The following is a 25,826-nucleotide window of genomic DNA, read 5'->3' as shown; positions in this document are numbered from 1 at the left end:
GCTCGACCGCGACCTCAGCGCCAGCCGGCCGCCAGCGCCACACTGCTGCAATACGCCGAGGTCTCACCGGATCGCCAACCGGTGATGCGTCCAGCCTCCTTGCATTCGTCGTAGCTCCTGTAGTTGCCGACGTTGCGGCACGTGGCCGAATACACGCCACCCGACGCGTTGCACCCGGTCCAGGGCTTGTCGGCCGTCTTGAAGCTCGATTGGCAACCGCCGATGCAGCTGCCGGTTTCGCGTTGGAGCTTGGCAAGCTTCGAGTTATCCGACATCGGCGACGTCGAGGCCGTTGCAGCGGCCGGCGCGGTCCGGATCGACCTCGTGCTGTGGACTGTCGCGTGATGCGTCGGCCGGTACGGCCGCGCCATCTGCCTCGGCGCTTCGACCGTGACGCCGGGAAGCTGGGTGTCGGCGGGGGTCGGCTGCGACATGGCCGTGCCGCTCAGGCTGCACAGCAGCAGCGCAATCGATGGAAGCGCGACAGCGGGACGCGCAACGAAGCGTGACGACAACGTCATGACCATGTCCTTCCAGATGCGGAGACAGTCAATTCCATCCCCGAGATGAAGATATCACGCACCCATTGAAGTTGCATCGTCGAATCCCGCAACTCGATGCAAGTCGATTCCACCGACGACCTATCGACGTCGCGTCTGCCACAGTTTTAATCAGGCCTCGCGCAGACCGGGTGGCAGACTTGCGCAGTAAAGACGCAGACGTCCCGCCATTCGCGAAAATCATGGCAGCCGCGCAAGAGGCGTCACAAGGGTTTGTGTCCGGCGTTCCCGTTTGCGCCGCGAAATCGCGGTGATAAGACCATGGGCCGAGAGTTGTGAAATCCGCCATAGGCGATGAAGCCACTCCCAATATAGCTTTCAAGTGACGGCAGTGATTTTCAAGTGAGCGGTTTGGAATGCAGCAGACTTCGGTCGAGACGTTCTCGGACCTGATCGGCAATATCTACGATTGTGTGATCGCGCCTGAACAGTGGACGAGGGTTCTGAACGAGATTCGCATGGAGTTCGGCTTCGCGACCGCCGTGCTCTCGGCCTACAGCCTCACAAACACGAAAATCGGCGTCAATGCGGCCTCTGGAACCGACCCTGTCCCGACGATGACCGGAACCGCAGTCGAGTATGTCGCTGATATCGTCGAACTCTGGGGCGGCATTGAGCGCATCCGGCAGTATCCGCTTGGAGAACCGATCATTCGATCCCAGGCGGTTCCAGAGGATATCATCCTCGGCAATCGGTATCACCGGGAATGGGCCCTGCCCAAGGGCCTGTTCGACGCCGTCGGCGTCGCCCTTGTTCGCGAAAAAACCATGATCGGCAATGCGACATTCAGTCAGCATGAGTCGGACGGGGCCATCGAAGATGCGCAGGTCAGCGGATTGCGCATTCTCGCGCCTCACATCCGCCGCGCCGTGATCATCAGCAATCTGTTCGACATGAAGACTGTGGAAGCCGCGACATTCTCCGCGACCGTCGAGGCCCTGACGGCCGGCGTCGTCCTGACGGACGAGGATTCGAAGATCGTTCACGCCAACGCCGCAGCAGAAGCGATGCTCGCGGCCGGCGATCCGGTTCTGACGCGACATGGCCGGATCGCGGTTCAGTCCGCGGCGACGACCGCCTCACTGCAATCGGCCATCGCACAAGCCGCGAAGGACGAGGCGGCCCTCGGCCAGAAAGGCATTGGTATCCCGATTCCGCGCCCGGACGGTGCCCCTCTCGTCATCCACGTTCTGCCGCTGCGACGTGGCCACATGCGGGCCGGCCTGGTTCAGCGCGCCGCCGCCGCGCTGTTCGTGGCATCGGCCTCCGGTCCGCCGCAGCTGCCTCACGATGCGCTGGTCCAGCTCTATGATCTGACGCCGGCCGAGGTTCGTATCTTCGAACTCATCTGCGAGGGACAGACACGCGACGCGATTTCGTCGCAGCTCGGGGTGTCCGTCAGCACGGTGAAAACCCACCTCTTTCATGTCTTTGAGAAGACAGGATGCCGACGGCAGGTCGATCTGGTCAGGCTGGCAAAGTCGCTGACGTTTCCGGTGTAGGGAGCGGCCCGGGTGACGGCGACGTGCGTGATGTTTTTGAAGTGGGTGGTTTGGAATGCAGCAGGCTTCGGTCGAGAAATTCTCGGATCTCATTGGCGGCATCTATGATTGTGTGATCGCGCCCGAACGCTGGACCGAAGTTCTGGATGGGATATGCGCCGAGTTCGGCTTTGCCACCGGCGCACTCTCGGCCGCCAGCCTCTCGAACATGAAGGCCGTCGTCAATGCGGTCTCCGGCACCAGCGACCTCGCTCGGATGTCTCAGAACGCGATCGGGTACGGGGCTGACATCATCGAGCTCTGGGGCGGCGCCGAGCGCATTCAGCAATACCCGCTCGGGGAGCCCATCGTTCAATCCCAGGCAGTCCGGCAGGACGTCATCTCCGGCAATCGCTATTATCGCGAATGGGCCCTGCCCAAAGGCTTGTTCGACGCCGTCGCCGTCGGCCTCGTTCGCGACAGGACGATGGTTGGAAATGCGATCTTCAGCCAGCATGAATCGGCCGGCCCCATCGACGATGCGCAAATCGGCGGATTGCGCCTTCTGGCGCCACACATCCGCCGCGCCGTGACGATCAGCAACCTGTTCGACATGAAGACGGTGGAAGCCGCGACATTCGCCGCGACCGTCGAGGCCCTGACGGTCGGCGTCGTGCTGGCGGACGAGGATTCGAAAATCGTACACGCCAACGCCGCAGCGAGCGCCATGCTCGCGTCGGGTGATCCGATTGTGGTTCAACATGGCCGGATCGCCGTTCAATCCGCGATGACCACCGGCATATTGCAATCGGCCATCGCACAGGCCGCGAAGGACGAGGCGACGCTCGGCCAAAAAGGCATTGGTATCCCGATCCCTCGCGCGAGCGGTGATCCTCTCGTCATCCACGTTCTGCCGCTGCGACGCAGCCATATGCGATCCGGTCTGATCCAGCGCGCCGCCGCCGCCTTGTTCGTGACGTCGGCCTCCGGGCCGCCGCGATTGCCTCACGATGCTCTCAACCAGCTATACGATCTGACGCCGGCCGAGATCCGTATCTTCGAGCTCATTTGCGAAGGACAGACGCGCGCCGATATCTCGGCGTCGCTCGGCGTTTCCGTCGCCACCGTGAAGAGCCACCTCGTTCATGTCTTCCAAAAGACGGGATGCCGGCGTCAGGTCGATCTGGTCAGGCTGGCAAAGTCGCTGACGTTTCCGGTGTAGGTCGCGAGCCTGCCGCTAGCTGAATCTCCCCTTCGGATCCGTGTACTGATACGTGTAGGTGCCGTTGTTCATGTCGGCATAGGTCTGAATTTCCAGCACCACGAAGACGATCTTCCATGAGCCCGATCCGGGATCGAGATTATTCGGAAGAAACGCGTTGGGGTTCGCTGTCGCGGCATTCTGATTGCCGTATTTGAGCAGCTCCTGCACCCAGTAGCCCGGACTCAGTCCGGACGCATCGCCTGGCCGCGGATCGGGCAGCAGCAACAGCGCGAAGCGGTAGGACGCAATCACGCTGTTCTCATCGTCCGGATCGATCGACGTGCCCCAGTTCGGCGGCCCCCACGGCGGGCTTGCGCCGAACGGCTGCAGCGAAACGCCCCACTGCGCGGTCTCTGTGTCGGTCGTCGTGCTCGAATAGCCACCCGATCCCCCGATCATGATGCTGCCCGAGGTCTCGACCCCGCCGAGCAGCGGAATCCCTGCCTCGTCATCCCAGTAGCAACCGAGCGCGAGCGACGCCTCGATATTCCAGGAGCCACTGTTCATGGCGGTCTTCAGCGCCGTGAAGGCGGCGCCGGTCACCCCGCCGAGCGACCAGGAAAAATCCAGATATTTCTGCGACGGCCCCCCGGAGGCCGCTCCGAAGTCGAACGCGGCCGGCCAGATCACGGAATCGAAATAGTCGGTGATCGCGTTGTTGGTCAGCGCCGCCATCGTGGCGTTGATGCCGCAGGGCGTTTGGTCCGGGCGCGTGCCATCGATCGTATAGGTCATGAGATCTCCGGGCGTGACCAGGAACGGCACATACTGGTGCCCGTTGGACTGGCCGACGGTCGCGCTGGTCGCCGCGAAGATCGGCGCCTGCGGGGCCGAGCTCGCGACGTTCGAAGTGCCGTCGGTGATCATCTTGCCGTTCGCGTCTAAGAATTGCAGGTTGGTGATCGAGATCGACGCAGACGCAGCGAACACCAGGCCGTAGGGTTCGATGCTCTCCCCGACCATTTTGCCCTGCTCGACACTCGCAACGCTGGTCTGCTGCAACGGCAGCGTGAGGGTGCTGGAGGTCGAGCTCGACCAATTCCTGGTGTAGCCGCCGGAAACCGACGCATTCCAGGCGATGCCGGCTTCGCCGCCGTCGCCAAGTGATTCGACTCCGGCCGAAACTCCGATCTTTCCGTTGGCCGTGATGCTCGCGCCCACGTTCCAACTCTGCTCGCCCTGGGTGCCTGCGCCCTGCGACGTTCCGTAGATGACCGAGCCGAGATCGTTGGTCGTGCCTTCGAACAGCCAGTTCAAGATGTTCGCGTTCGGGAGCGGGATCGGTCCTTCGATGATTCCGGTCACGGCGATGGCGGGCCCGTCATTCGGAGTGTTCAGCGAGATGTTGGCATAGTTCGAGATCACGTTGACGGTGCCGAACGGCTGCACCTGCGCCACCGTCGTCTCGCCGTAGAACAATAGCTGCAGCAGCGGATACGTGGTGGTCGTCATGTTCCCGGTGCCGTTCACGTTCGACGTCGGGTTCGACTGCTTTCCATTGCCGGTGTCGACGATGAACATCATGCTCGGGGGCGTGCTGGTGTCGGCGGAGGATGCCGGCAGCGTGGACTGGCTCGCATAGGCGAGCGGCTCGTAGGTCGAGAACACCTCGATGAGCAGCGTTTTCTCGAGGTTCTTCTCGTCGGTGACTGACGATCCGCAGGCGATGATGCGGCCCGCAGGATCAGGCAGGATCGTGAGCGGGGATTGGGTGGCGGCCGCGCTCGACCACGCGAGCGCAGGCTGCCCTGCGGCCGGCGAGCCGCTGGCGTCGAGCGGGCAGGTCACCGCGACCTGGAACGGCGTCTTGTCGCCCCCCTTCGCGTCGGCCATGGTGACGGTCATGAACATCACGAGGTCCAGGGCCAGATCGTTGCTGCTGATGTCGGCGCCGCTGACCTGCGGGGTCACCGCAAGGCTGATCAGGTTGTCGAGGCTCACGCCCGAGCGGCCGGCAACCGCGGGGAGCAGCGCGCCGATTTCCGCTGCGCTCAGCGCCATCGAGGTTTCATTGCGCGCGGGCCAGGTTCCGAACGTGCCCGCGTTCGTGGCGACGGTATTGTCCGGCAGCTGGTCGGCCACGTAATATACCCCGACCGTCGCGAAATCCATGAGCTTGCCGGTTTCGACCGGAGCCTGCTGCACGATCCCTACGAGGAACGCCTGCGATCCCAGAGAAATCGCGCTGATGGACGCCCCGCCCGGCAAAGGAATGCCGAGGCCGTTCTCATCGCATAGCACGAAGCCCGCGAGCCAGATCGCTGTCGCCGCGCTGGAGCTTCCCGCCCCCGGCGTGACAGCGTTCAGCCACGTCACCATGACGCCGGCACTCGAATCCTTCCACAAGTTCGACTGATTCCAGAACAAATAGAGCTCCGGGATCGTGCCGGACTGGATCGCAAGCGCGCATCCGCCCACGCTCTTCGGCCCGAAGCCGTTCTTCAGCTTGAGCTGGCTGCTCGACCATAATTCCTTGTTGCCGAGGCTGGAGGCGGTGAAGCCCGACGCGGTCGGGTACAGCGATTGCTGGATGTCGGAACTGTCGCCGAAGCCGACGACGAAGATGTTCGACCCGAACAGCGCGACCGCATTGCCCTGCGGCCGCGTCCCGATGCCGATCTGAATTTCCGGATTTTGCGCAGGTGTAGCCATTCACGACCTCCTCGACAGCAGCCATCCTGTTGTCGAAGATATTACAGGCTAAGGTTGCGACGATTGGAAGTCGCGTTATGGTGACAGCGACCAAGGAAGCGCAGATTTGGAATCGGGAGCTGTTAGGCGATCGCCCACCAAAATCATGAGATAGTGCGTCGTCCGGTTGGATTGAAATGAACGAGGCGGTTTATCGCGTGCAAATGAAGCAAGTATCTTTCAAGGGCGTCGCCATCGGCAACGTCGTCGACATCGTCTCGTCGAATCTCGTGGCGATACCCGTCATGATCCTCGTTCTGGCATCGGCAGGCGAAACATCACTGCCGGATCATGGCGCCGGCTCTGCCGCCGAGGTCCTGAAGGCAAGCAGCGTCTTCCTCGCGGCATCGACTGTTCTGGGCGGGCTCTGCTCGGTCCTTGGTGGCTACGTTTCGGCGCGCATCGCCAAGCATGACGAAGTGCTGAACGGGACGCTCGCGTCCATTCTTTGCGTCGGTCTCGGAGTTTATGCGTTGGTCAACGGCACCAGCCGCTTCTGGCTCCACGTGCTCTATTTGCTGCTCAGCCCTGCCCTCGCCGCGCTCGGCGGCTACCTGCGGTCCCGGCAAACGGCCCGAGCCGGCTGATCGAACCTGCGGGGAGGGAGAGTACTCAGTAAGGGGAGGAATGGTATCGCGTCCGCACCGAAAAGCAGCCGCCGGCGTGAAGCCCGCTTGCCCGCAGTCCGTCCGGCATGAGGGGAGCTATTCCGCACGTCTGCGTCGGGTCCGCCATCGCTGCGTTTTTCACAGTCGGACAATCCGCCGGCAAGACCACACCAGGGGCAATCTCTTGATCACTTATGCAGTGGACGAGATTCCGGCGGCATGCTACTTTAAATAGAAGCATGGCGCGGCACTCGTTTTCGAGAGATCACGGGCGAGAGGCATTTGCTGCCGCAGGGGAAGCGCTCGACAACTCGTCCAGAGGAGATCGCGATGCCAACGATTATTCAGGTCCCGACCGGCGGAATTGTCATCGAGGTCTATGTCAAGAAGGGCGACAATGTCACGCCCCAGCAGCATCTCTTCGCAGTCGAGCTCGGCAAGACGCTTCTGATCCAGCGCGCGACGGTCGCAGGCACCGTCACCGACGTGGCCGTCAAGCCGGGGGATCCCGCCGTCCAGGATACTCCAGCCGTCACCATTGCATGAGGTGCGATGAGATCAGGATGTCATCGCACCCTGGTCGCGCCGTCCGCTTGCGCGCCGCTGCCGCGCGGCAGCGCGGTCCGATTGATCAGCGCTGGCGCGGCCGTGCCGTGGTAACGGGCCTGTCGGGCGCAGACGAGGTCGTAGTGCTGCGCAGGCCATGACCGTTCGACCTTCGGTCGCTTGATCTCGACGGTGGCCTGCACCGCCTCGGACAACCAGGCCATGTCGGGAATGACCGACAGGAAGATCATTGGACGCCAGTCCGGCGACGCGTTGGGATGGGTGGCGTGCAGCAGCCGCGCATCCTGCACCACCATGTCTCCGGCACGAACCGGTACATCGACGGCATCGGGAAGCGAGGCAAGCAGAGGATGCGCACGGCGCTCGCCATCATCGCCCAGCAATTCCGCGGTTCGGCCCATCTCCGCATGAAGCGCGTGCCGCCTGCGATGCGTTCCGCGCAGCACGCGCAGGCATCCGTTCTCGGTACCGACGTCGCGCAGATAAAAGGCGAGCACGAGAAGTGGCGGTCGATCGCCGAAGCTCACCTCGTCCGACCACCCCCACCAATCCTGGTGCCAATACAGGCCGGGGCTGTGCGGCGGCTTCTGGATGACGAAGCCCATGAACCATTTCGGATCCGGACATCCCAGCGCGCGCAGCAGCGCATAATGCTGCTCGAGCCCGACGAACCAGCCGAGCTCGGGAAGCGCGCTGACGTCGGTGACATGGCCCAGGAATCCGTCGCCGGGAAATTTGCGCTCCGCGTCCACCGTCTGGGCACCGCAGATCGCCCGAAGCCGGGCCAAATCTTCCTGACCCAGGACATCGTCGATGACGCAATATCCGTCGACGAAAAGCTCATGCGCCCGGTGGCGGAAATCCCGTGACCTGGTCGGGGCGCCGGCCAATGTCTTAATGCCAGCGCGCGGCACGCGCCGGTGCCATGGCCAAATCCCCGCTAGCGCGTCCGGTGAAACACATCATTACCCCTGGCGATCTTCAGCCGCCCGGTCGCGGGATCGACATAGGCCAGCTCCCACTGCGTGGTCATGACGTTGCCGGCCAGCGTGCCAGTCCAGGCCGCGACGGAATTGCAGCTCTTGAAGCTGTTCTTCCACGTCACCACGAAGCGCACATTGCCCGCGCCCGACCTGCCGCTCGCGTCGAACGGCATGTTCTGGCAATCGAAGCCTGTTGCCTGATTGACGTATTGGCCCACAAAGCCACCGTTCGCGCCAGGCGCAAAGACGGTCAGCTCGGAGCCACTTTGATTCTGCCAGGACGACGGGATCGGGAGTTGTTGCGCAGAGGCGCATACGGTCGAAACGCCCATGAGGATCAACAGCAGCGCTACGACGCGAACCATGGCCACCTCCCCGAGAGAGCTATGAACCATAACTAGAATCATATTATTACGCAACTTAAAGTTAAGGTCGATTTTCAAGCGAGAGCAGGTGTTGCGCGACTGGTGCGCGCTGCATTCCCTCGACCTCGTCGGGTGTTTTTGAGGCGCGGGATTGTTCGCGTCCGACCTCGGCGCAGCCCGTGATCGGCAGGAAATTCGGATGGACGAAGCGATCCTCCTCCGTCGCGTGCGTTTGGAGGAGGTTCGAATCGTCGAAGAACGAACCCCGCCCCCATCGACGCCAACTGACGAGAGACCACCGATCCGCCGCGTCCAAGGCGCGCAAGGCTTTCTGAAAAAAAACGATATCGAGCGCCTGTTGTCCGATCTCGCGTTCTTCGCACACGCCTGGGCCAGTTCGCCGCGTCGGCCAGCGGACGCAACTTGCGGGGGCCAGGTTTGGGGCCGCGCTTGCGGTTCACCTGATGTCCCGGCAAACGGCCCGAGCCGGCTGATCGAACTGGGCGCTGAGAGGGTATCCACTAAGGGGGGATGGTGCGCCAGTCAGGACAAAATTACGAACTCGTATCTCATTGAAATTGCTACACAACCTCACCTCACCTCACCTCACCGCAGCTCCGCGAACCAACGCGGCATTTTTTCTGCACCTCTCTTGAGGCAGTCAGGCAAGGGCATGACGGCCGCTACGCCGGTCGCGACCGCAGCCGAGTTGTCGAACAGCGAATGCAGCCAGAGCTGCCAATAGCGGTTTCGATTACTTTTTCTTCCCGTCGGTATCGAACTGCTTGAGGAATGCGACGAGGTCGTTGGTCTTCTGTTCGTCTTTCAGGCCTGCATAGATCATCTTGGTGCCCGGGACTTTCGCTTTCGGGTCCTTGATGTACTCGCGGAAGGTGGCCTCATCCCAGGTGATTCCCGAGTCCTTGTTGGCGGCGGAATATGTATAGCCGGCAACGCTACCCGCCTTGCGGCCGATGACGCCATTGAGGACCGGTCCGACGGCATTCTTCGCGGTTTCGCCGATCTGATGACAAGCCTTGCACACGGCAAAGACCTTCTCACCGGCCGCAGCGTCCTGCGCTCTCGCTTCGCCTGCGCCGACAACGGCCAAAACAGCGACAAATATAACAGCTCGCATCTGATTCTCCGTTTTCAGCCTGCCCGGTTTGAGCGGTTGGTGGTACTATCCTGGTAGTCCGAACATCAGCCGCAGCCGGCACTGCCTGCTAGGCCCCGTATACGATCAAGCCTCCGCCGGATGTCATCATGCGGGCTTGAACGTCCGGCCGAGCGGCAACCACGCGCTGGATCCCCGACGCCGGCATCAGGCTGAATGCCGTCGACAGTGCATCGGCCTCGGTTGCCGTCGGGGCGATGACGCTGAGGGTGGTGTAGAGCGCGGGGCTGCGACCGGTCGCCGGATCGAACAGATGCGTAAACCGTCCCAAGCGATCGAACCGGAATCCAGCGCCCGCCGATGTCGCCACCGCACGGTTGACGATGTCAACGGTTTCGGTAAGCGCACCGGACCTCTCGGGATCCGCCAGTCCCACGCGCCAGGGCGTACCCTCAGGTCTCGGCCCGATCGCCCGGACCTCTCCCATGTTGACCAGCGTCGTCGACAGGCCGGCGCTACGCAATCTCTCGACGACGCGATCCGTGGCGTACCCCTGTGCAATGCCGTTCAGAGTAATTGCGGCGCCGCGCCGCGTGAGCGCAATTCGGTCTTCGCTGACGAGAAGGCCGCTGCGTCCGACGCTGGCCAGCGCTTCCGCCAGCCTCTCCTTCGACGGCCCTTGCGGATCGGGCCTGTCGGAGGTGAAGTGATCCGCATAAAGCTGCCACAGCGGCTGCACCGTCGGATCGAAGGCACCATCGGTCAGATCGGAAAAATACAGCGAAGCCTTGAGCAGCGCCACCATGTCGGTATCGGGAGCGACAAGGATGCCGGTGCGGTTGAGCGTGCAGATCGCCGAATGCTCCCGGTACAGGCTGAACTGCCGTTCCAGGTGCCGCACGTCCTGGATACACCGATCGACGAGGCGCTGCGCTTCTGTCCGGTCCGGATGATGGATCTCCATCGATACTTGTGCCCCGAGGGCTGATCCCTGCCATCGCACCGGATCGCCTGCCCTGGCCATTCGGCCGCCGGACAGCAATGCCGACCCGGCGACCGACGCCGCAATGGCGATCATGCGCCGGCGCGTGAGATCTCGATTCGGCATCGATCGCTCCTCGTCAGTTGAGACGCGCATCGGAACGTCCTGTCTGATCGGCGGCGGTGTCACCGCCGAGCACATAAGCGTCGGGAATCTGCGCGAACGTCACGACCTTGCCGCCATTCGCTTTAGCGAACGCGTCGGCCGCCTCGCGATTTCCAAAGGGCACAGCCTCGGCCGCGCCCATGCCACCCTGCCTGCGGCTTTCGATTACAAAGAACGCCTTACGCGCGTCGATCCAGTTCGTCGTACCAGGATCTTCCCAACTCGTCGCCCGCGCCATATCCGATACGTAGATCGCCCGGATGTCACGGGGCTGGTCGGGCATCAACGTAAACGCCACGGTATCACGCACCGACGTGAACCAGAACGGGTCGATCCGGCTCGCCGTGATGATCTGACCTTTCGGCCCCGGGTGCTCCGTCAGGTTCATGCCACAGAACACGCCCATCGCGTCGCTCGTGAGGGCGACGGGGGGCGGAACCACCGAGTTAGCCGCGTCCTGATTGCAGCCCGCGAGCAGAATCGCGGTCAAAAAGGTAAAGGCAATCCGCCGCGTCATAAGGCCCTCCGCGCAAAAACCATTGTCGCCAGTCCAAGCGGCGCGGCGATCCATAACAGCAAGCCCAGCAGCAGCGTGCCGATCCCCGTGGTCGCGGTCCCCGCGAGCCCTGCCATGCCGGAGAACTGGCTGACGTTGAACCCGGTCAAATTGGCCAGCCGGTAGAGATCGGCGGGGTTGAGAAACAGCAATCCTTCGAGGACGGGCGCCGAGATGATGCGCCCCTGATCGACCACCAGGATGCCGAGCAGCGCCATGTCGAAGACCAGCACCATCAACAGCCAAATGCCCACCGAAACGCCTGCGGCGGTGCCGCGATCGCGAACCAGGCTGCTGATCAGATATCCGATCGCGACAAAGACCGCGCCGAGCAGGATCGAGGTCCCGAGCATCGACGCAAAAGCATACCAGCTTGCCGCCAGCACCGAGGCGCCGGTGACGACAAGCGCCACCGCCGCCGCGCCGTAACCGATGACGGTGGCGAAGGCGAGAATCAGGACATGCCCGCAGAATTTTCCGAGAATGACCTGATGGCGGCCCACGGGGTAGCTAAGCAGCAGGATCATGGTGCCGCGCTCCATCTCGCCGACCACGGCGTCATGGGAGATCAGCAGCGCGATCAGCGGCAGCAGAAAGATGGTGAGGCTCGACAGGCTGACGACCACGACGTCGAGCGCGCCGGCGCCGACATTACCGGTCGGCGCGCTGCCGAGGAAGGTCAGCGACAGCGCGAGCGCGGCCAGCAGCAGTGTGGTTGCCAGAACCCAGCGGTTTCGCAACCCTTCCTTGATTTCCTTGCCGGCGATGATGACGATGTTTTTCACGCCGCCTGCTCCCGTGAACGAAGAAAATGCGCGTAGAGATCGTCGAGGGTGGGGGCCGCGATCTCGATGTTCCTGACCATGGGATCGCTGGCCGCAACACGCAACAATTCCATCTTCTGCGCCTCATCCTGCACCAGCAGGACGCGGCCGTGCGGCGTCGCGAATGACTCACCGTTGATCCAAGCCGGTACCCCGCTCGCACCGGACGCGAGATCGAGCGAAACCCGGATCGGGAGCCGCGAGATCGAGCGCAGTTCCGCCAATGTCCCCTGCGCCACCAGCACGCCCTGGTTCATGATGAGAACGCGCTCGGCGCGATCCTCGAGTTCGTTGAGCGCGTGCGAAGAGATCAAGACGGTCGCGCCGTCGTCGCGCAGTTCGTTCAGGATTTCATAGAAGGTTTGCCGCAGCGCCGGGTCCAGCCCTGTCGTCGGCTCGTCGAGCAACAACACCCGCGGTCGTCCGAGCAGGGCTTGAGCCAGCCCCAGACGTTGCCGCATGCCCTTGGAATAGGTTCCGACCCTGCGATCGGCGGCATCCATCAGCCCGACACGGTCGAGCAGCGCCCATGCCGAAGCGGGCTTGATCTGCTTCAGCCGCGCATAAAATGCCAGCGTTTCGCGTCCGGTTAGGGCGGCGTTGAATGCAACATTCTCGGGCAGATATCCAAGTTGCCGGCGTGCCGAGAATTCACCAGCCGCCGGATCCTCGTTCAGCACGCGGACCGCACCGCTGTCGGCCCGAATTAATCCCAGCATCAATTTGATCAGCGTGGTCTTGCCGGCGCCGTTGTGGCCGACCAGCGCACTGAGCCGTCCCGGACCGAGATCGAACGAGACATGCCGCAGCGCCTTTACCGCGCCGTAGCTTTTCTCCACGCCATTCACCGACACGGTAACGGTCATCGCAGACTCCGGCTGGCCGATGGTCTCGGCGGTGGCGCGATCAGAGGATGGCTATCGACGACGCCGCCGGGATAGAGAGCCGGAAACTGGGCCTGCGCCCAGCGCAGCACCTGCACCGCTGGGCTGTTGATCAAAACCTTCGCCGCAGGCGCGGTCCATAACACCCGGTCAACCAGATCGTTGGGCCGGTAGGCGGTGTCGGCGATACCGTCGCCGTTGAGATCGAACGCCGGATTGTCGCTCCAGTAGTTGCCGCGCCCGCCCTTCGACCAGTCGAGGTCGCGGGTGCCGACATATTTCACCTGGCTGCGATTGCCGACAAAGGCATTGCCGGTGATCACGTTGCCCTCGGAGCCGGCCGTGAAATGAACCCCGATGCCGCAATGCTCGAACCAGTTATTGCGGATGCGATTATGATTGGTGTTGTAGATGAAGACGCATTTCTCCGGTCCGGAGCGCAGGCCTTGCGCGGGCCTTGCTTCCGGCACCATGCCCTTCTCGTCGTCCGGCCCCTCGTCCCGGCTGCTCGCGATATTGTCAAGCGAGCCGCCCGCGACCAGATTGCCATCGAGCTCGGAATAATTGGCGTAGTTGAACAGCAGTCCGTAATCGCGGTCGCGGTCCGAGATATTGTTGCGGATGACGAGCCGGTTCGAATACATGATGGCGTAGCCGACGTGATTGCCGACGGACAGGTTGCCGCTCACTTCGCTGTCGTTGGTGTACATGTAGTGCACCGCGAACCGCACCTGCTCGAAGCGGTTGTTGATGAAGCGATCCTTGCGGCTGGAAATCGTGAAAATGCCGTCGCGTCCGTAGCGAAAGATATTCTCGGCGATAGTTACTTCCGGCGCATTCCAGAGCGACACACCGTTGCCGGCCTCATTGAGACGCCCTCCGCGAACGCCTTCGACCACGTTACGCTCGACCCGCGAGCCGGCTGCGCCATGCACGTAAATGCCGAACAGGTTGCCTTCGAAGCGGTTGTTCTCGACCAGCGCCCGCTCCGCGGTCTTCTCCAGGAAAACACCGGAGTCCATCTTTTGAAGATCGTGGCCCGATCCCAGGATGGTCAAGCCGCGGACCGTGACGTCCGGCACCGTCACGGTGACGACATTGCCGGAACCGCCGCCGTTCAGCACCGCGCCCGGCCGCCCGTTCAATACAATGCGCCGGTCGATCCTGATCGCCCCCTTGTATTCGCCGGCGGCCAGCTCGACGACGTCGCCGTCCTGCGCTCGCTCCAGCATCGCCTGCAGCGGTTGTTCCGGCACGGCCTTGAGCGTCTCCGCAACGGCGAAGCCCGAGGCTCCGGCGGCGAACATCGCCGCCGGAATGATGTGCGAGAAGCGGATCACAGGCTGTCCCGCCTCAAACCGACTTGGGTTCGACGAACATGCGGCCCTTCATCTCCATGTGCATGGCGTGACAGAACCATGAACAATAGTACCAGAACACGCCGGCTTTATCGGCCGAGAACGAAACCGAAGCGGTTGCCATCGGCGCGACTTCCATCTGGATGCCATAGTTCGTAATCGCGAAGCCGTGGGTCAGATCCTCCACCGCATCGATGTTCGTGACGTAGACGGTGACCTGATCTCCCTGCTTGACCTGGAATTGCTCGAGACCGAACGCCGGCGCGGTCGACGTCATGTAGACGCGCACCTTGTTGCCGTCCCGGATGATCTTGGAATCCGCCTCGAGATCGATCCCGTCGGCCTTGGCCTGCTTGACCGCGTCCGCGAACATCGGATCGGCACGATCCCAGATCGAAATCGGATTGATCTTGGAGCGGTGAACGATGGTGGCGTCATGCGGTTCAGCAAAGCTCGGGCCGTCATGAACCAGTTTCATCTGGTCGCCGGAGATATCGATCAACTGATCGTTCTCAGGCTTCAGCGGGCCGACATTGAGGAAGCGGTCCTTCGAGAACTTGTTCAGCGAGATCAGCCACTTTCCGTCCGCCTCTTTGGTCTGTCCCATCGAGGAGTGGTTATGACCGGGCTGATAGTGCACATCGATCTTCTGGAGTATCGGATTGACTTTCTCGCCCTTGAACGCCCGCTTGGCGAGATCGATGTTCCATTTGCAGACCTGGCTGTCGAGGAACAGCGTCGTGTAGGCGTTGCCCCTGCCGTCATAGGCCGTGTGCAACGGCCCGAGCCCCAGTTCAGGCTCCGCGACCACGACATCACGAGGCTTGATCTTGTCGTCGAACAGTTGGTCAAACAGGCGGACGTCCATCACCGTGACGGTCGGCGACAGCTTTCCAGCCGCCACGATATGAATGCCATCCGGTGCCGTATTCATGCCGTGCGGGTTGTTGGAGACCGGGACATAACGCGTATAGGGTGAGCCCTTGCGGCCGTTGATCACCGGAACGCCGTTCATTTCCTTGAAGTCGCCCTTCTTCACCGCCTCTTCGATGCGCTTGATATTGAAGATGACGACCCAGTCCTGCTCGCTGGCGGTCATCTCGGCGAGAGTGACGCCTTCTTCCGAATTGTAACAGGTGGCGAAGGCGTACTTGCCCTGATAGTCGGCATCGACGTTATCGAGATTGCCGTCGACGATCACCTGCCAGGCCACCTTCATGGTGTCGCCATCGACTGCGGAGAAGATCGCCTGATACTGCTTCGGATCATCGAGTATCTTGCCGTCGTTCGGCAGCGGCACACCATCCTCACCATTGCAGAACACATAACCGGTGCGCGGATATTTCTGCACGCGCAGGCCGTGCACCGAGTGCTGGTTCGGAAGCTGAATGATCTTGTCGCATTTCATGACGTCGAGGCGAACCCGCGCGACGCGGGTGTTGGCCTTGTCGTTCATGAAGGCGTAGCGACCATCATAGGTACCGTCCGTGAAGGAAAGATGCGGATGGTGCAGGTCACCGTTGGTGTAGGTGCCGCCGCGCGTCTTGAGGAGTTCGCGGGTCTCGGGAAGCAGCCCCTCGGTGAGGACCTTCAGGCTCTCGTTGGTCAAGCCCCAACCGGTGGCACTGCAGCGATTGAACACGGGAACGCGCATCAATTCGCGCATCGACGGAAGCCCGACGATGCGCATTTCGCCGGACTGGCCGCTGGAGAAGAACGTATAGTATTCGTCCAGCTCGCCCGGCGCCACTTCGGCTTTCTGAACCGCAAGTCGCGCGGCGGGAGCCTTCGGCGCCGCCGTCTTGGTCTGCGCATCGGCAGTCGTGATGGCCCCGTCGGTGCCGAGCGCGACTCCGCCCGCGAGGCCCACGCCTGCTGCCGCCGCGGTGGTTCCGAGCAAGGTGCGCCGGCTGACGCCCTTTCCGTTTTCATTGTCGCTCATAATAATAGCCTCCTAGGCTTTCAGGTCGCAGGTGGTGATGGGGTTGCGGAGACGACCGGCGGCAGACCGACGGGCTTGCCGCCCGCAGTGATGATGGTGTTCGGTCCTTTGCCACCACTGCGCATCGACGGTGACGACAGCGCATCGCGCTTCTCACGCTTCAGCCGCACCTGAATCATGTGCGGGCAGCGGTGATCGTCGAAATACAGTTCCTGGCAATGCATGCAGTAGATGCACTCATTGACGTTGATGTGACCTTCCGGATGAATCGCCTGCACGGGGCATTCCTTGGCGCAGCGCTGGCAGGGTGTGCCGCATTCCGGCCAGCGGCGCAGCCATTCGAACATCCGGATGCGGCCTGGAATCGCCAGCGCGGCGCCGAGCGGGCACATGTAGCGGCAGAAGAAGCGCTCGACGAACAGTCCCGCGGACAACGTCGTCAGGGCGTAGATCACGAACGGCCATTCGCGCGCAAACTTCAGGACGATCGCGGTCTTGAAGGGCTCCACTTCGGCGAGCTGTTCCGCAAAGGCGGTCGAATACAGCGACATGCCGAACAGGCCGAGAAAGATGATGTACTTGATCGGCCACAGCCTTTCATGGAGACCCCATGGCAGCCTGTATTGCGGGATCTTCACGGCCTGGGCGATGTTGTTGAGCAATTCCTGCAGAGCGCCGAACGGACACAGCCAACCGCAGAATGGCCCACGCCCCCAGAACAGCAGTCCAGCAGCGATCGCGGCCCACAGCAGGAAGATCAGCGGCGCCGACAGGAAGTATTCCCAGCTGAAGCCGGTCAGCAGCGAATTGGCGAAGGTCAGGACATTGACCACGGAGAGCTGGGCGTTGGCGTACCAGCCGAGCCAGACGAGAATGAACAGCAGATAGCCGCGGCGAACCCATGTGTAGACGCGGGGACGGCGAACCAGGGCGTTCTGAAAGAAGAAGATCAGAGTGAGCGCACCGAGCGCAGCGATCGTCGTGCTGATCTTGACGACGTTGCCGCGCCATATCTTCATCCACAGCGGTTCGTCTTCGGCAGCAGGCCATGCCCAGTTGCCGCTGCCGGCGAGAGCTGATGGCGCCGATGTCTGAGCAATCGGTGTGTTGGCAATCGGATTGGCGATCGTCGCGGGCGCTGCTGATGACACGACTGCCCGGTCCGGCACCGGCGCACGCTTCATATAGGCGTCCGGAAGCCTGTAGCCGAGATCGAACGTCAGCCACGCCTTTTCCCTCGTGCCGACCACACGCTGGACCAGCAATTGAAGTGTCGACGGCTCCGTCGGGTCGAACGAGAAGTCCGGCGGCACCGTGAACAGGGCAATCTCTGGAAAGTCGGGCGCACCTTCGGCTGCAAGATTCCCGAGCCGCGTGTGATCGCGGTCCCGGAATCGAATGCTGTTGGTCTCCTGGATCAGTTCGATGCGATCGAATATCCCGCCGCGAACGTAAGCAGCGCCCTTGAACGAATACCGGCCCGATCCCGCGACGATCAGCGCTTGTTGCCCCGGCTTGAGCCGATCCGACAGCCGCTTGAAGCCGTCGTCGCCGAGCAGGCTGCGGCCGATGGTCGGCACCGCGACGTCGGCGACATAGAGGTCGATGAATGTGTCATCTGGATCGCCCTCCTCCGGCCGCGCGGCGGCCGCCGCGTTGCCGGATTTCTCGAAAGCCTTGTTCACGTCGGCGAGGCTGAGATTCAGCCGGCTCACGGAGCCATCCCCAACCAGGCTTTGCCAATCGCGGCTTTCGCTTTTCTCGAGATCGATGGTCTTCGCCGCCGCCGGCGCCGCGGCCGTGACCGCGTTGCCCCCTGCGCCGAGCCGGCCGCTCTTGATGAGCTTGGTCGCGGAGCGGACAATGCTGTCGCCCATCACCAGCACGGTGACCGTCGCGCCGCTGACGATATCGACCTGCGGCGCGGGCACAGCGCCGCGCGCGACGGAGTCCATGTCGGTGCCGATCAGCTTGTTGACCGCTTCCAGAATGCGCGCGACCGGAATGCCCACCAGCACGATGGGCTCCTTGTGCTCGACGAGTTTGAGGCCGGTCAGCACGCCCTTCGGCGTGATGCCGACCAGAATCTGGATCGGTCGACCGGAATACCCGGTGGCATTGGCGAAGTCGGAATTCAGGTAGACGAAGCCGAGAAGCTGATCATCCTTGTAGGCCCCCACAATCGCAGGATCGCCTTGCGGCGGCCCAAAGCGGTTCGCGCCTGCAACCAGTTCGGCCGGCTCGGCCTTGCCAAGATAATCGTTCAGCCGGCCCGCGGCACGCGCCTCTCCAAGGATGGCAATCCAGCCGAACAGGGCCAGAACTCCAACAAGGACAGCGATGTTGATGGATTTTCGCAAGACGCATGTTCCAGAATTGAACAGAACGCCATTGTTCTGGATCGCGAGCTTGAAAGGCAGCTAGAGGTCGCTTACGGCACCAAGCAGGCTTGCTACTTGCGCTAGATCAAACTCGCAGATCTCTGTTCGGCCCAAATGGTCAAAGGGAACCCGACATGCACCGTGAGCCGCTTCTGACCGCAGTACCACCTGCTCCCGTGCGGAGCTTGGCCGAGCTCTACGCAATTGCGTTCGACGTCGCGCAAAAGGCCGCCCAGCGATATAGCGCGCTCGTGGAGCGAAGCGACGTAAGCTTTGGTCCGCTTCGTCGCGTCTTTGAAGTTCTCGTCGCAAGCGAACGTGATCGTGCCGACGGTTTGTCGGCAGCCTGTCTCACCGCATGCGGCAAGCGTCCAGATGTGGCCGATCTGCGCTGGGCACCTGTCGATCTCGTTCCTGCGGCCGAAATTTCCGAGCTTGGGAATTCCGGATTGTCGACGCCCTACACCGCATGGGCGCTGGCAGCCCACCACCGCCAACGCGCCTTCGTGTTCTGGACTTATGTCATCGCTCTCGCCGAAGACGCTCTGATCAGGAAAACGGCGGAAGGTTTCGCGCGCGATGCGCTATCCGCCGGAAATCTGTTGCGCCGCGAACGGCGGCTGGCGTGGAGGGCCGAGCGGAAAATTGCGTCTAACGAGATTGCGTCTGCTGAAGGAACCAACGAGCCCGCATCGGCAGCGCTGCTGGAAAGTCTTCTCCACAGAGACATCGTCGCGTGGTCGCAAGGATTGACTCCTGCGCAGCGCGACCGTGTGCTGGCCATGGATCCTTATCGCTTGCCGCCACATTTCCTGACGCCCCCCGATAGGGCTGACACCGAACCTGCGTCAGGAGAGATCGAACAGATCAAGCAGCGCGCGCTGCGCCGCGCCGAACAACTGTCGAACATGTATCTGAGCGATGCGGACAGCGCCCCCGACCAGGACAGCATGGAGCTTGCGCAGAAGCTGGCCGCTCAGGCGATCGCGCGGCTCGCCGGCCTGCGAAATATTGCCTCCGTCGTGCCGTGAGTGGACGGTATTAGGCGTTGAGTGGTGCCCAGGGGCGGAATCGAACCACCGACACTGCGATTTTCAGTCGCATGCTCTACCAACTGAGCTACCTGGGCGTGCTCCAAAGAGGGGCCAAAGCCCATCGAGCGGGCGGTTTATAGTGGGCGGAGAGCTGCCTGTCCACCCACGCTTCGCCGAAGGCTTCGCGGGGTGCGGCCCGGCTGTGCACAAGGTCGGGTGGCCTTGCCGCGGCCGGGGCGCGGCACGTTCGCCGCGCAATTAAAGCATTGATATTACTTATTTATTCTTCGCCATCCGCCTCATCGTCGCGGCTGGGGATGACGTAGGAGCCTTTCAGCCAGCGGTTCAGATCGACGTCGCGGCAGCGCGAGGAGCAGAACGGACGGGTGGCCTGCGCCTGCGGCTTGCCGCAGATCGGGCAGGTTTTGAGTGGCACGGCGGGCTTTTTGACTTGGTCGTCCATAATCTCGGCGGCTGACACGGGGTAAAGGGGTTCAAGAGCCTGTCGGCAAACGGGTTCCTCGGGCGGCGGCGCATGCCTTCCCGCCGGGGTCCGAAGGGGCCATTCTACTGTGCATGGGGTTGTTTTCGAGGTTTTAGTTGGCGCTCACACCGCAGTGGCGTTGAGCCAGCCGAAGCGGATCGGAAAGCCTTCGCCGCCGAGCAGCGTCGTGGTCTCGTAGAGCGGCAGGCCGACCACGTTGGTGTAGGACCCCACCATCTTCACCACGAACGAGCCGGCGATGCCCTGCACGGCGTAGCCGCCGGCTTTGCCGCGCCATTCGCCGGAGCCGATATAGGCCTGGATGTCGTCCTCCGAGAGACGCTTGAAGCGGACGCGGGTCTCGACCAGGCGCTGGCGGAAGGCCTCGCGCGGCGTGACCAGGGTGATCGCAGTGTAGACGCGGTGGTTGCGGCCCGACAGCAGCCGCAGGCACTGCGCGGCCTCGTCGACGAGATTGGCCTTGGGCAGGATGCGGCGGCCGACCGCCACAACCGTATCGGCGGAGAGGATGAAGGCGCCGCGCAGCTCGTCGTCGAGCTGCACCGATTTGAGCGCCGCGTCGGCCTTGGCCCTCGCGAGACGGTTGGCGCAGGCGCGCGGCAGCTCGCCCCGCTTCGGCGTCTCATCGACGTCGGCCGGCCGGAGCGCGTCCGGCTCGATGCCGGCCTGGTTGAGCAGCGACAGGCGCCGCGGCGAACCGGAGGCAAGTACGAATTTGGGGCGGCCGAGCATCAGGTGATTTGGGGGATGAAGCAGGGGGTGAATTGCGCGCGGAACCTATCGGAAGGGGGCTGATTTCACAACCCGGGAACCCGGACTTTACTGATTCGAGGTTTCCGACATGCCTGTGCCCTTAGTCTGTGACGCGGGTGTTACGGCTACCCGTTCGCCGCGCCGACCTTGGCGAACCGGCGGCGGATGCGCATCAGGAGCTGGTCGCAGACCTCGCGATAGGCGGCGAGCTTCTGGTCGCGGCTGCCTTCGATGGTGGTGGGATCCTGGGTCGGCCAGTATTCGACATCGGCGGCAAGCGTGCGGGTCAACTCCAGCGCCTTGTGATGCGCTTCCGGCGAGAGCGTGATGATGAGGTCGAAATTCAGCCCCTCCCAGTCCTCCAGCTCCTCAAAAGTCTGCGGCTTGTGGGTGGAGATGTCCTGCCCCAGTTCGTCCATCACGGCGACCGCGAACGGATCGAGCTCGCCCTTCCGCGCACCGGCCGACTTCACGTAGAGGCCCTGCGGAAACATGTGCCGCAGCAGGCTCTCGGCCATCGGCGAGCGCACGCTGTTCATCGCGCAGGCGAACAGCACCGATTGCGGATCGCGTGCGCGTGGCGGACCCGCCATCGCACTTAACCCTTCCAATGAAGAACAGTAATGAGCGTGAACAGCCGGCGCGAGGTCTCGAAGTCGACCCGCACCTTGCCCTTCAGCCGCTCCTGCAGCGTGCGCGATCCCTCGTCATGGATGCCGCGGCGGCCCATGTCGATGGCCTCGATCTTGTCCGGCGTCGCGGTTCGGATCGCCTGATAGTAGCTGTCGCAGATCATGAAATAGTCCTTCACGATCCGCCGGAACGGCGTCAGCGACAACAGATGCGCGACCACGGGCGTTCCGTCCTCGCGCCGGATGTCGAACATCAAGCGGCTGCCGGTGATGCCGATATGCAGCGTGAACGGCCCCTTGCCGTTGGCGCCCTCAGGCGCGAACAAATTCTGCTCGATCAGGTCGTAGATCGCGATCGCGCGCTCGTGCTCGATGTCGGGCCCGGAACGGCCGATCGAGTCCTCGTCGAGCGTGACGCCGACGATGCGGTTCTGCGAGTCGTCCTGTTCGGGCAGCTCTGTCATGACAGATTGAGGCGCAATCCTATCGAGCGCGAATGGGCATCCAGCCCCTCCGCCTTGCCAAGCGTCATCGCGGCAGGTCCCAGCGCACGCAGCTGGTCCGGGCCGCATTTCAGGATCGAGGTGCGCTTCATGAAATCGGCGACCCCGAGGCCTGAGGAGAACCGCGCCGAGCGCGCCGTCGGCAGCACATGGTTGGAGCCGCCGACATAATCGCCGATCGCTTCCGGCGTATGCGCGCCGAGGAAGACAGCGCCGGCGTTGCGGATTTTTGCGGCCAGCGCATCCGGGTCGGTCGTCATGATCTCGAGATGCTCGGCCGCGATCGCATCGGCCAATGGAATGGCATCGGCCAGAGTCTTCACCATGATGATGGCGCCGAAATCGGCCCAGGAAGCGCCGGCAATGGTGGCGCGCGGCAGCGTCTTCAGCTGCGCCTCGACCGACTTCTCGACATCGGCGGCAAGCCGCGCCGAGTCCGTGATCAGGATCGACTGCGCGCTGGCGTCATGCTCGGCCTGCGCCAGCAGGTCCGCGGCGATCCAGTCGGCATTGCCGGTGTCGTCGGCGATGACGAGCACCTCGGAGGGGCCGGCGATCATGTCGATGCCGACCTTGCCGAACACCAGCCGCTTTGCAGCGGCGACATAGGCGTTGCCGGGGCCGACGATTTTTGCGACCGGCGCGATCGTCGCAGTGCCATGCGCGAGCGCGGCCACGGCCTGCGCGCCGCCGACGCGATAGATCTCGCTGACGCCGCCGAGCGACGCTGCCGCGAGCACCAGCGGATTGAGCTTGCCGTCGGGCGAGGGCACCACCATCACCAGGCGCGACACGCCGGCGACTTTTGCGGGTACTGCGTTCATCAGCACCGAGGACGGATAGGCCGCGGTGCCGCCGGGCACGTAGAGGCCGGCGGATTCGATCGCGGTGTAGCGCCAGCCGAGCTCGACGCCGAGCGGATCGGTGAAGCGCTCGTCCTTCGGCAGTTGGCGACGGTGATAGATCTCGATGCGGTCGCGCGCGAGCTTCAGCGCATCCAGCGTCACCGCGTCGCAAGCCTTCACCGCGGTCTCGATCTCGGCGGCGGTAATGCGCAGGCCGGATGCATCGAGCTTGAGCCGGTCGAACTTTGCGGTGGCCTCGAGCAGGGCCGCATCGCCGCGCCTGGCGACGTCGTCGACAATGGTGCGCGCGGCAGCCTCGACGTCGGCCGAGGCCTCGCGCTTGGCGGCGAGGAAGGCCGCAAATCGCTGGTCAAAATCGGCGCTGCTGCGGTCGAGACGAACGGGCATTTTGGGCTTGGCTTCCGGCTGATCTTTGGGGCGGATTGGCCCACCCGACCCCTGCTCAATGGCGCGGCGGCCACCCGCCGTCAACCCTTGCGAGATGTCGTCCCGGCGAACGCCGGGACCCATAGCCACCGGCGGTCATTATTGAGGAAATCGGAGCCCCATCTCGTTTCAGCAACAAGGCCCTGGGGTTATGAGTCCCGGCGTCCGCCGGGACGACGCCGGTTTGCTTGGCGCTGGTATACCGCCTCACTCCTCGATCCCCAGTCCCGCCCCCAACTCGTCGGCCCCGAGATCGGTCAGCTCGCATTCCAGGCATTCGACGTCGAGGCGGATGGCGCCGCCCTGGGCGAACAGCAGCAGCGCGCTGCCGCCCGGCTCCGCCTCGCGGCCGTCCTGGGGGTGAAACTCGATGCCGACGAGGTCCAGCACCTCGTCCGGCGCGGCCAGATCGATGTTGCGCGATTTGCAGGCGAGCACGCGGTCGAAGCGGAGCGCGGCGACCAGCCGGCGTGGCTCGGCCTCGGCGTCCAGCGTCTGCTCCCAGTCCAGCCGGCTCATGCCGACCACCAGCCGCTTCTCGCTCTGCCGCCAGATGATGTCGGCGGGCTGGACGCGGGCGTCCTGCACGTGAGTGGAGATGACAGCGAGATCGTCGGCGTCGAGTGCGATCATTTTGAGCTGGGGAGACATCACCGGCACTTCTCCTCGAGAGCGGATACGGCTCAACGCACGTGGTCGCCGAAATTTCCCTAGCACTAACGTCCCGGCCGACTAGAGGCTATTGATATCCTCCATCTCCAGCACCTTCCTGGGATAACCCGCCCGGGCGACGTGGATCATGGCGCGGCCCAACTGCTCTGTCGAGGTGACGAGCCGCGGCGATATCCGCCGCAGCACCGACCAGAGCGGCCAGGTTGCGGTGTAGACCGCCTGCACCCAGGCGGTCTTGGAGCGGATGCCGTGCAGGGGCTGGATCGCGCCGGGCCGGAACATATAGGCGCCCTTGAACGGCAGCTTGAGCAGATCGTTCTCGGTCTTGCCCTTGACCCGCGCCCACATCCGCGAGCCCTGCTCGGTGGAATCGGTGTGGGCGCCGGTGACATAAGTGAATGTCATCTGCGGATTGAGGCGTGCGAGCGTCGACGCAGCAGCGAGCGTGATGTCGTAGGTGAGATGGCGGTAGCGCTCTTCGTTCATGCCGATCGAGGACAGGCCAAGGCAGAAAAAGCAGGCGTCGAATCCGGTGAGCTGCGCTTCGATCGCCGAATAGTCCGTGAAATCGCCATGGATGATCTCGGTGAGCTTGGCGTTGCGCACGCCGGTCGGGCTGCGGCCGACCACGAGCACGCGGTCGATGCCGGGATCGATCAGGCACTCGCGCAAAACACCCTGCCCGACCATGCCAGTCGCGCCGAAGATGATCACTTGCATCGGAACGTCCCCAACGGCGTCGCGGCTCATGCGGCGACCGCGATCTCGTCGAAGGATACACCCGTCAACGTCGCCGAGACATCCCACAGCATAGCGGCGGCGGCAAAATCCTTTGCCTGCGACATGATCCTCGCCGTCACCGGCGGTCCCTTCAATTCATAGAACCAGTTCGGACCATAATAACCGCCGGGCTCGGCGGCAGGCGAGGTCGCAGCGAGCAGTGTCGGCAATGCACCCTCGGCTGCCGACTGGCTGATCAAAGGCTGAAGCCACCGGCTCACCCGCCACTGGAAGGTGTTGGCGCCCGGCCCGTTCGGAATGAGATCGGTCCGCGCGTAGCCGGGATGAGCGGCAAGGCTCGTCAGACCCCAGCCGGCGGCGAGGCTGCGGCGCTGCAATTCGAGCGAAAACATCAGCATCGCCAGCTTGGACTGGCAGTACGCCCGCCAGGGGCGATAGGAATGCTTGCTCTGGAGATCGTCGAAATTGATCGCGCCCGAGCGGTGCGCAAGGCTGGAGAGATTGACGACGCGCGCGGTCTTGGCACGCCGAAGCTGCGGCAACAGGCGTGCCGTCAGCGCGTAATGGCCGAAATAATTGGTGCCGAGCTGCATCTCGAAACCATCCTCGGTCTGCTGCCGTTTCGGCAGCGCCATGACACCGGCATTGTTGACGAGGAGGTCGAGCTGCTCGTTGCTGGCGGCAAAGCGCCTGGCGAAATCGGCGATGGAGGCAAGGCTTGCGAGGTCGAGATGCTCGTAGGCGATCAGCGCGTTGGGAAACCGTTCGCAAATGCCCTCGATCGCCCGCAGGCCCTTTGCGTCATTGCGGCCGGTGAGTATGACAAAGGCACCGGCGCCCGCCAGCGCCATCGCCGTCTCGTAGCCGAGACCGCCCGTCGCCCCCGTGACGACGGCGGTCTTGCCGCTGAGAGAGGGGATGTCTGCGGTGCTCCAGTCGGTCATGCCATAACTCCGTTCGGGGCTG

At 63.2% G+C, this 25,826-nt stretch carries 26 protein-coding genes and 1 tRNA gene; 6 read left to right on the top strand and 21 right to left on the bottom strand.

Going from position 1 to position 25,826, the window contains the following annotated elements:
- Positions 1–14: 14 nt before the first annotated feature.
- The gene (locus BMW89_RS13985) at positions 15–521 is read right to left on the bottom strand and encodes a hypothetical protein (RefSeq protein ID WP_092027342.1); all 507 of its coding nucleotides are present in this window, start codon (positions 519–521) and stop codon (positions 15–17) included.
- A gap of 497 nt (positions 522–1,018) precedes the next feature.
- Here BMW89_RS13985 and BMW89_RS13980 point away from each other — a divergent pair, with 497 nt between their 5' ends.
- Together BMW89_RS13980 and BMW89_RS13975 are read left to right on the top strand one after the other, a co-directional pair.
- Complete coding sequence (locus BMW89_RS13980) at positions 1,019–2,062, top strand: helix-turn-helix transcriptional regulator (protein ID WP_244547587.1); 1,044 nt, start codon at positions 1,019–1,021, stop codon at positions 2,060–2,062.
- Between the two features lie 55 nt (positions 2,063–2,117).
- Positions 2,118–3,263: a helix-turn-helix transcriptional regulator gene (locus tag BMW89_RS13975; protein WP_092027163.1), complete on the top strand. Its 1,146-nt coding sequence runs from the start codon at positions 2,118–2,120 to the stop codon at positions 3,261–3,263.
- Positions 3,264–3,278: 15 nt separating this feature from the next.
- Here the strand turns inward: BMW89_RS13975 and BMW89_RS13970 are convergent, their stop codons facing one another.
- Entirely contained in the window at positions 3,279–5,957 is a 2,679-nt protein-coding gene (locus tag BMW89_RS13970; RefSeq protein ID WP_092027162.1) for a hypothetical protein, read from the bottom strand.
- A 176-nt stretch (positions 5,958–6,133) separates the two neighbouring features.
- Between BMW89_RS13970 and BMW89_RS13965 the strand changes: the two genes are divergently transcribed.
- On the top strand, positions 6,134–6,583 hold the full coding sequence (locus BMW89_RS13965) for a hypothetical protein (protein ID WP_092027160.1): 450 nt from the start codon (positions 6,134–6,136) through the stop codon (positions 6,581–6,583).
- A 351-nt stretch (positions 6,584–6,934) separates the two neighbouring features.
- Positions 6,935–7,150, top strand: coding sequence for a biotin/lipoyl-containing protein (locus tag BMW89_RS13960; RefSeq protein ID WP_092027158.1), 216 nt, complete (start codon positions 6,935–6,937; stop codon positions 7,148–7,150).
- Positions 7,151–7,170: 20 nt separating this feature from the next.
- Here the strand turns inward: BMW89_RS13960 and BMW89_RS13955 are convergent, their stop codons facing one another.
- Both BMW89_RS13955 and BMW89_RS13950 read right to left on the bottom strand, forming a co-directional pair.
- Positions 7,171–8,085 carry a phytanoyl-CoA dioxygenase family protein gene (locus BMW89_RS13955; protein ID WP_283805327.1) on the bottom strand — a complete coding sequence of 305 codons (915 nt, stop codon included), beginning with the start codon at positions 8,083–8,085 and terminating at the stop codon, positions 7,171–7,173.
- A gap of 26 nt (positions 8,086–8,111) precedes the next feature.
- Positions 8,112–8,519: an avidin/streptavidin family protein gene (locus BMW89_RS13950; protein WP_177196039.1), complete on the bottom strand. Its 408-nt coding sequence runs from the start codon at positions 8,517–8,519 to the stop codon at positions 8,112–8,114.
- A 199-nt stretch (positions 8,520–8,718) separates the two neighbouring features.
- Between BMW89_RS13950 and BMW89_RS37310 the strand changes: the two genes are divergently transcribed.
- Positions 8,719–9,264 (top strand): hypothetical protein, encoded by a 546-nt coding sequence (locus BMW89_RS37310; RefSeq protein WP_143062757.1) that lies wholly within the window; start codon positions 8,719–8,721, stop codon positions 9,262–9,264.
- A gap of 9 nt (positions 9,265–9,273) precedes the next feature.
- On the opposite strand, the gene BMW89_RS13940 is transcribed toward BMW89_RS37310, so the two are convergent.
- The 8 genes from BMW89_RS13940 to BMW89_RS13905 form a co-directional block, all read right to left on the bottom strand.
- Positions 9,274–9,657: a c-type cytochrome gene (locus BMW89_RS13940; RefSeq protein ID WP_092027150.1), complete on the bottom strand. Its 384-nt coding sequence runs from the start codon at positions 9,655–9,657 to the stop codon at positions 9,274–9,276.
- 88 nt (positions 9,658–9,745) lie between these two features.
- Positions 9,746–10,744, bottom strand: coding sequence for an FAD:protein FMN transferase (locus BMW89_RS13935; protein WP_092027148.1), 999 nt, complete (start codon positions 10,742–10,744; stop codon positions 9,746–9,748).
- Positions 10,745–10,757: 13 nt separating this feature from the next.
- On the bottom strand, positions 10,758–11,300 hold the full coding sequence (locus BMW89_RS13930) for a nitrous oxide reductase accessory protein NosL (RefSeq protein WP_092027146.1): 543 nt from the start codon (positions 11,298–11,300) through the stop codon (positions 10,758–10,760).
- Positions 11,297–12,124, bottom strand: a complete 828-nt coding sequence (locus tag BMW89_RS13925) for a DUF2705 family protein (protein ID WP_092027144.1) — start codon at positions 12,122–12,124, stop codon at positions 11,297–11,299. Before BMW89_RS13925 ends, BMW89_RS13930 begins: the two co-directional genes overlap by 4 nt.
- Positions 12,121–13,029, bottom strand: a complete 909-nt coding sequence (locus tag BMW89_RS13920) for an ABC transporter ATP-binding protein (protein ID WP_092027142.1) — start codon at positions 13,027–13,029, stop codon at positions 12,121–12,123. The genes BMW89_RS13925 and BMW89_RS13920 overlap by 4 nt, the downstream gene beginning before the upstream one ends.
- Positions 13,026–14,354, bottom strand: a complete 1,329-nt coding sequence (locus BMW89_RS13915; protein ID WP_177196054.1) for a right-handed parallel beta-helix repeat-containing protein — start codon at positions 14,352–14,354, stop codon at positions 13,026–13,028. The genes BMW89_RS13920 and BMW89_RS13915 overlap by 4 nt, the downstream gene beginning before the upstream one ends.
- 46 nt (positions 14,355–14,400) lie before the next feature.
- A complete protein-coding gene (gene nosZ / locus BMW89_RS13910) occupies positions 14,401–16,347 on the bottom strand; it encodes a TAT-dependent nitrous-oxide reductase (RefSeq protein ID WP_092027140.1) in 1,947 nt (648 codons plus the stop codon).
- Between the two features lie 20 nt (positions 16,348–16,367).
- Complete coding sequence (locus BMW89_RS13905; protein WP_092027138.1) at positions 16,368–18,707, bottom strand: NosR/NirI family protein; 2,340 nt, start codon at positions 18,705–18,707, stop codon at positions 16,368–16,370.
- Between the two features lie 197 nt (positions 18,708–18,904).
- On the opposite strand from BMW89_RS13905, the gene BMW89_RS13900 reads away from it, so the two are divergent.
- A complete protein-coding gene (locus tag BMW89_RS13900; RefSeq protein WP_244547592.1) occupies positions 18,905–19,759 on the top strand; it encodes a ferritin family protein in 855 nt (284 codons plus the stop codon).
- Positions 19,760–19,781: 22 nt separating this feature from the next.
- On the opposite strand, the gene BMW89_RS13895 is transcribed toward BMW89_RS13900, so the two are convergent.
- The 9 genes from BMW89_RS13895 to BMW89_RS13855 form a co-directional block, all read right to left on the bottom strand.
- Positions 19,782–19,857: transfer RNA gene (locus BMW89_RS13895), tRNA-Phe, on the bottom strand.
- 185 nt (positions 19,858–20,042) lie between these two features.
- Positions 20,043–20,225 carry a DNA gyrase inhibitor YacG gene (gene yacG / locus BMW89_RS13890; protein ID WP_092027134.1) on the bottom strand — a complete coding sequence of 61 codons (183 nt, stop codon included), beginning with the start codon at positions 20,223–20,225 and terminating at the stop codon, positions 20,043–20,045.
- 144 nt (positions 20,226–20,369) lie between these two features.
- Positions 20,370–20,999 (bottom strand): Maf-like protein, encoded by a 630-nt coding sequence (locus tag BMW89_RS13885; protein WP_007597557.1) that lies wholly within the window; start codon positions 20,997–20,999, stop codon positions 20,370–20,372.
- A gap of 146 nt (positions 21,000–21,145) precedes the next feature.
- Positions 21,146–21,613 carry an arsenate-mycothiol transferase ArsC gene (locus tag BMW89_RS13880; protein WP_092027132.1) on the bottom strand — a complete coding sequence of 156 codons (468 nt, stop codon included), beginning with the start codon at positions 21,611–21,613 and terminating at the stop codon, positions 21,146–21,148.
- A gap of 5 nt (positions 21,614–21,618) precedes the next feature.
- Positions 21,619–22,116, bottom strand: coding sequence for a UPF0262 family protein (locus tag BMW89_RS13875; protein ID WP_092027130.1), 498 nt, complete (start codon positions 22,114–22,116; stop codon positions 21,619–21,621).
- Positions 22,113–23,408, bottom strand: a complete 1,296-nt coding sequence (gene hisD, locus BMW89_RS13870; RefSeq protein ID WP_092027128.1) for a histidinol dehydrogenase — start codon at positions 23,406–23,408, stop codon at positions 22,113–22,115. The genes BMW89_RS13875 and hisD overlap by 4 nt, the downstream gene beginning before the upstream one ends.
- Before the next feature lie 246 nt (positions 23,409–23,654).
- Complete coding sequence (locus BMW89_RS13865; protein ID WP_177196052.1) at positions 23,655–24,098, bottom strand: DUF2948 family protein; 444 nt, start codon at positions 24,096–24,098, stop codon at positions 23,655–23,657.
- An 81-nt stretch (positions 24,099–24,179) separates the two neighbouring features.
- On the bottom strand, positions 24,180–24,839 hold the full coding sequence (locus BMW89_RS13860; protein ID WP_177196038.1) for an NAD(P)H-binding protein: 660 nt from the start codon (positions 24,837–24,839) through the stop codon (positions 24,180–24,182).
- Between the two features lie 26 nt (positions 24,840–24,865).
- Entirely contained in the window at positions 24,866–25,804 is a 939-nt protein-coding gene (locus BMW89_RS13855) for an SDR family oxidoreductase (protein WP_092027123.1), read from the bottom strand.
- Positions 25,805–25,826: the final 22 nt, after the last annotated feature.

It is taken from the genome of Bradyrhizobium sp. OK095 (assembly GCF_900109945.1).
Lineage (GTDB): Bacteria > Pseudomonadota > Alphaproteobacteria > Rhizobiales > Xanthobacteraceae > Bradyrhizobium.
Note: the sequence above shows the minus strand (reverse complement) of the source record. Positions and strands in the feature narration are given on the sequence as shown.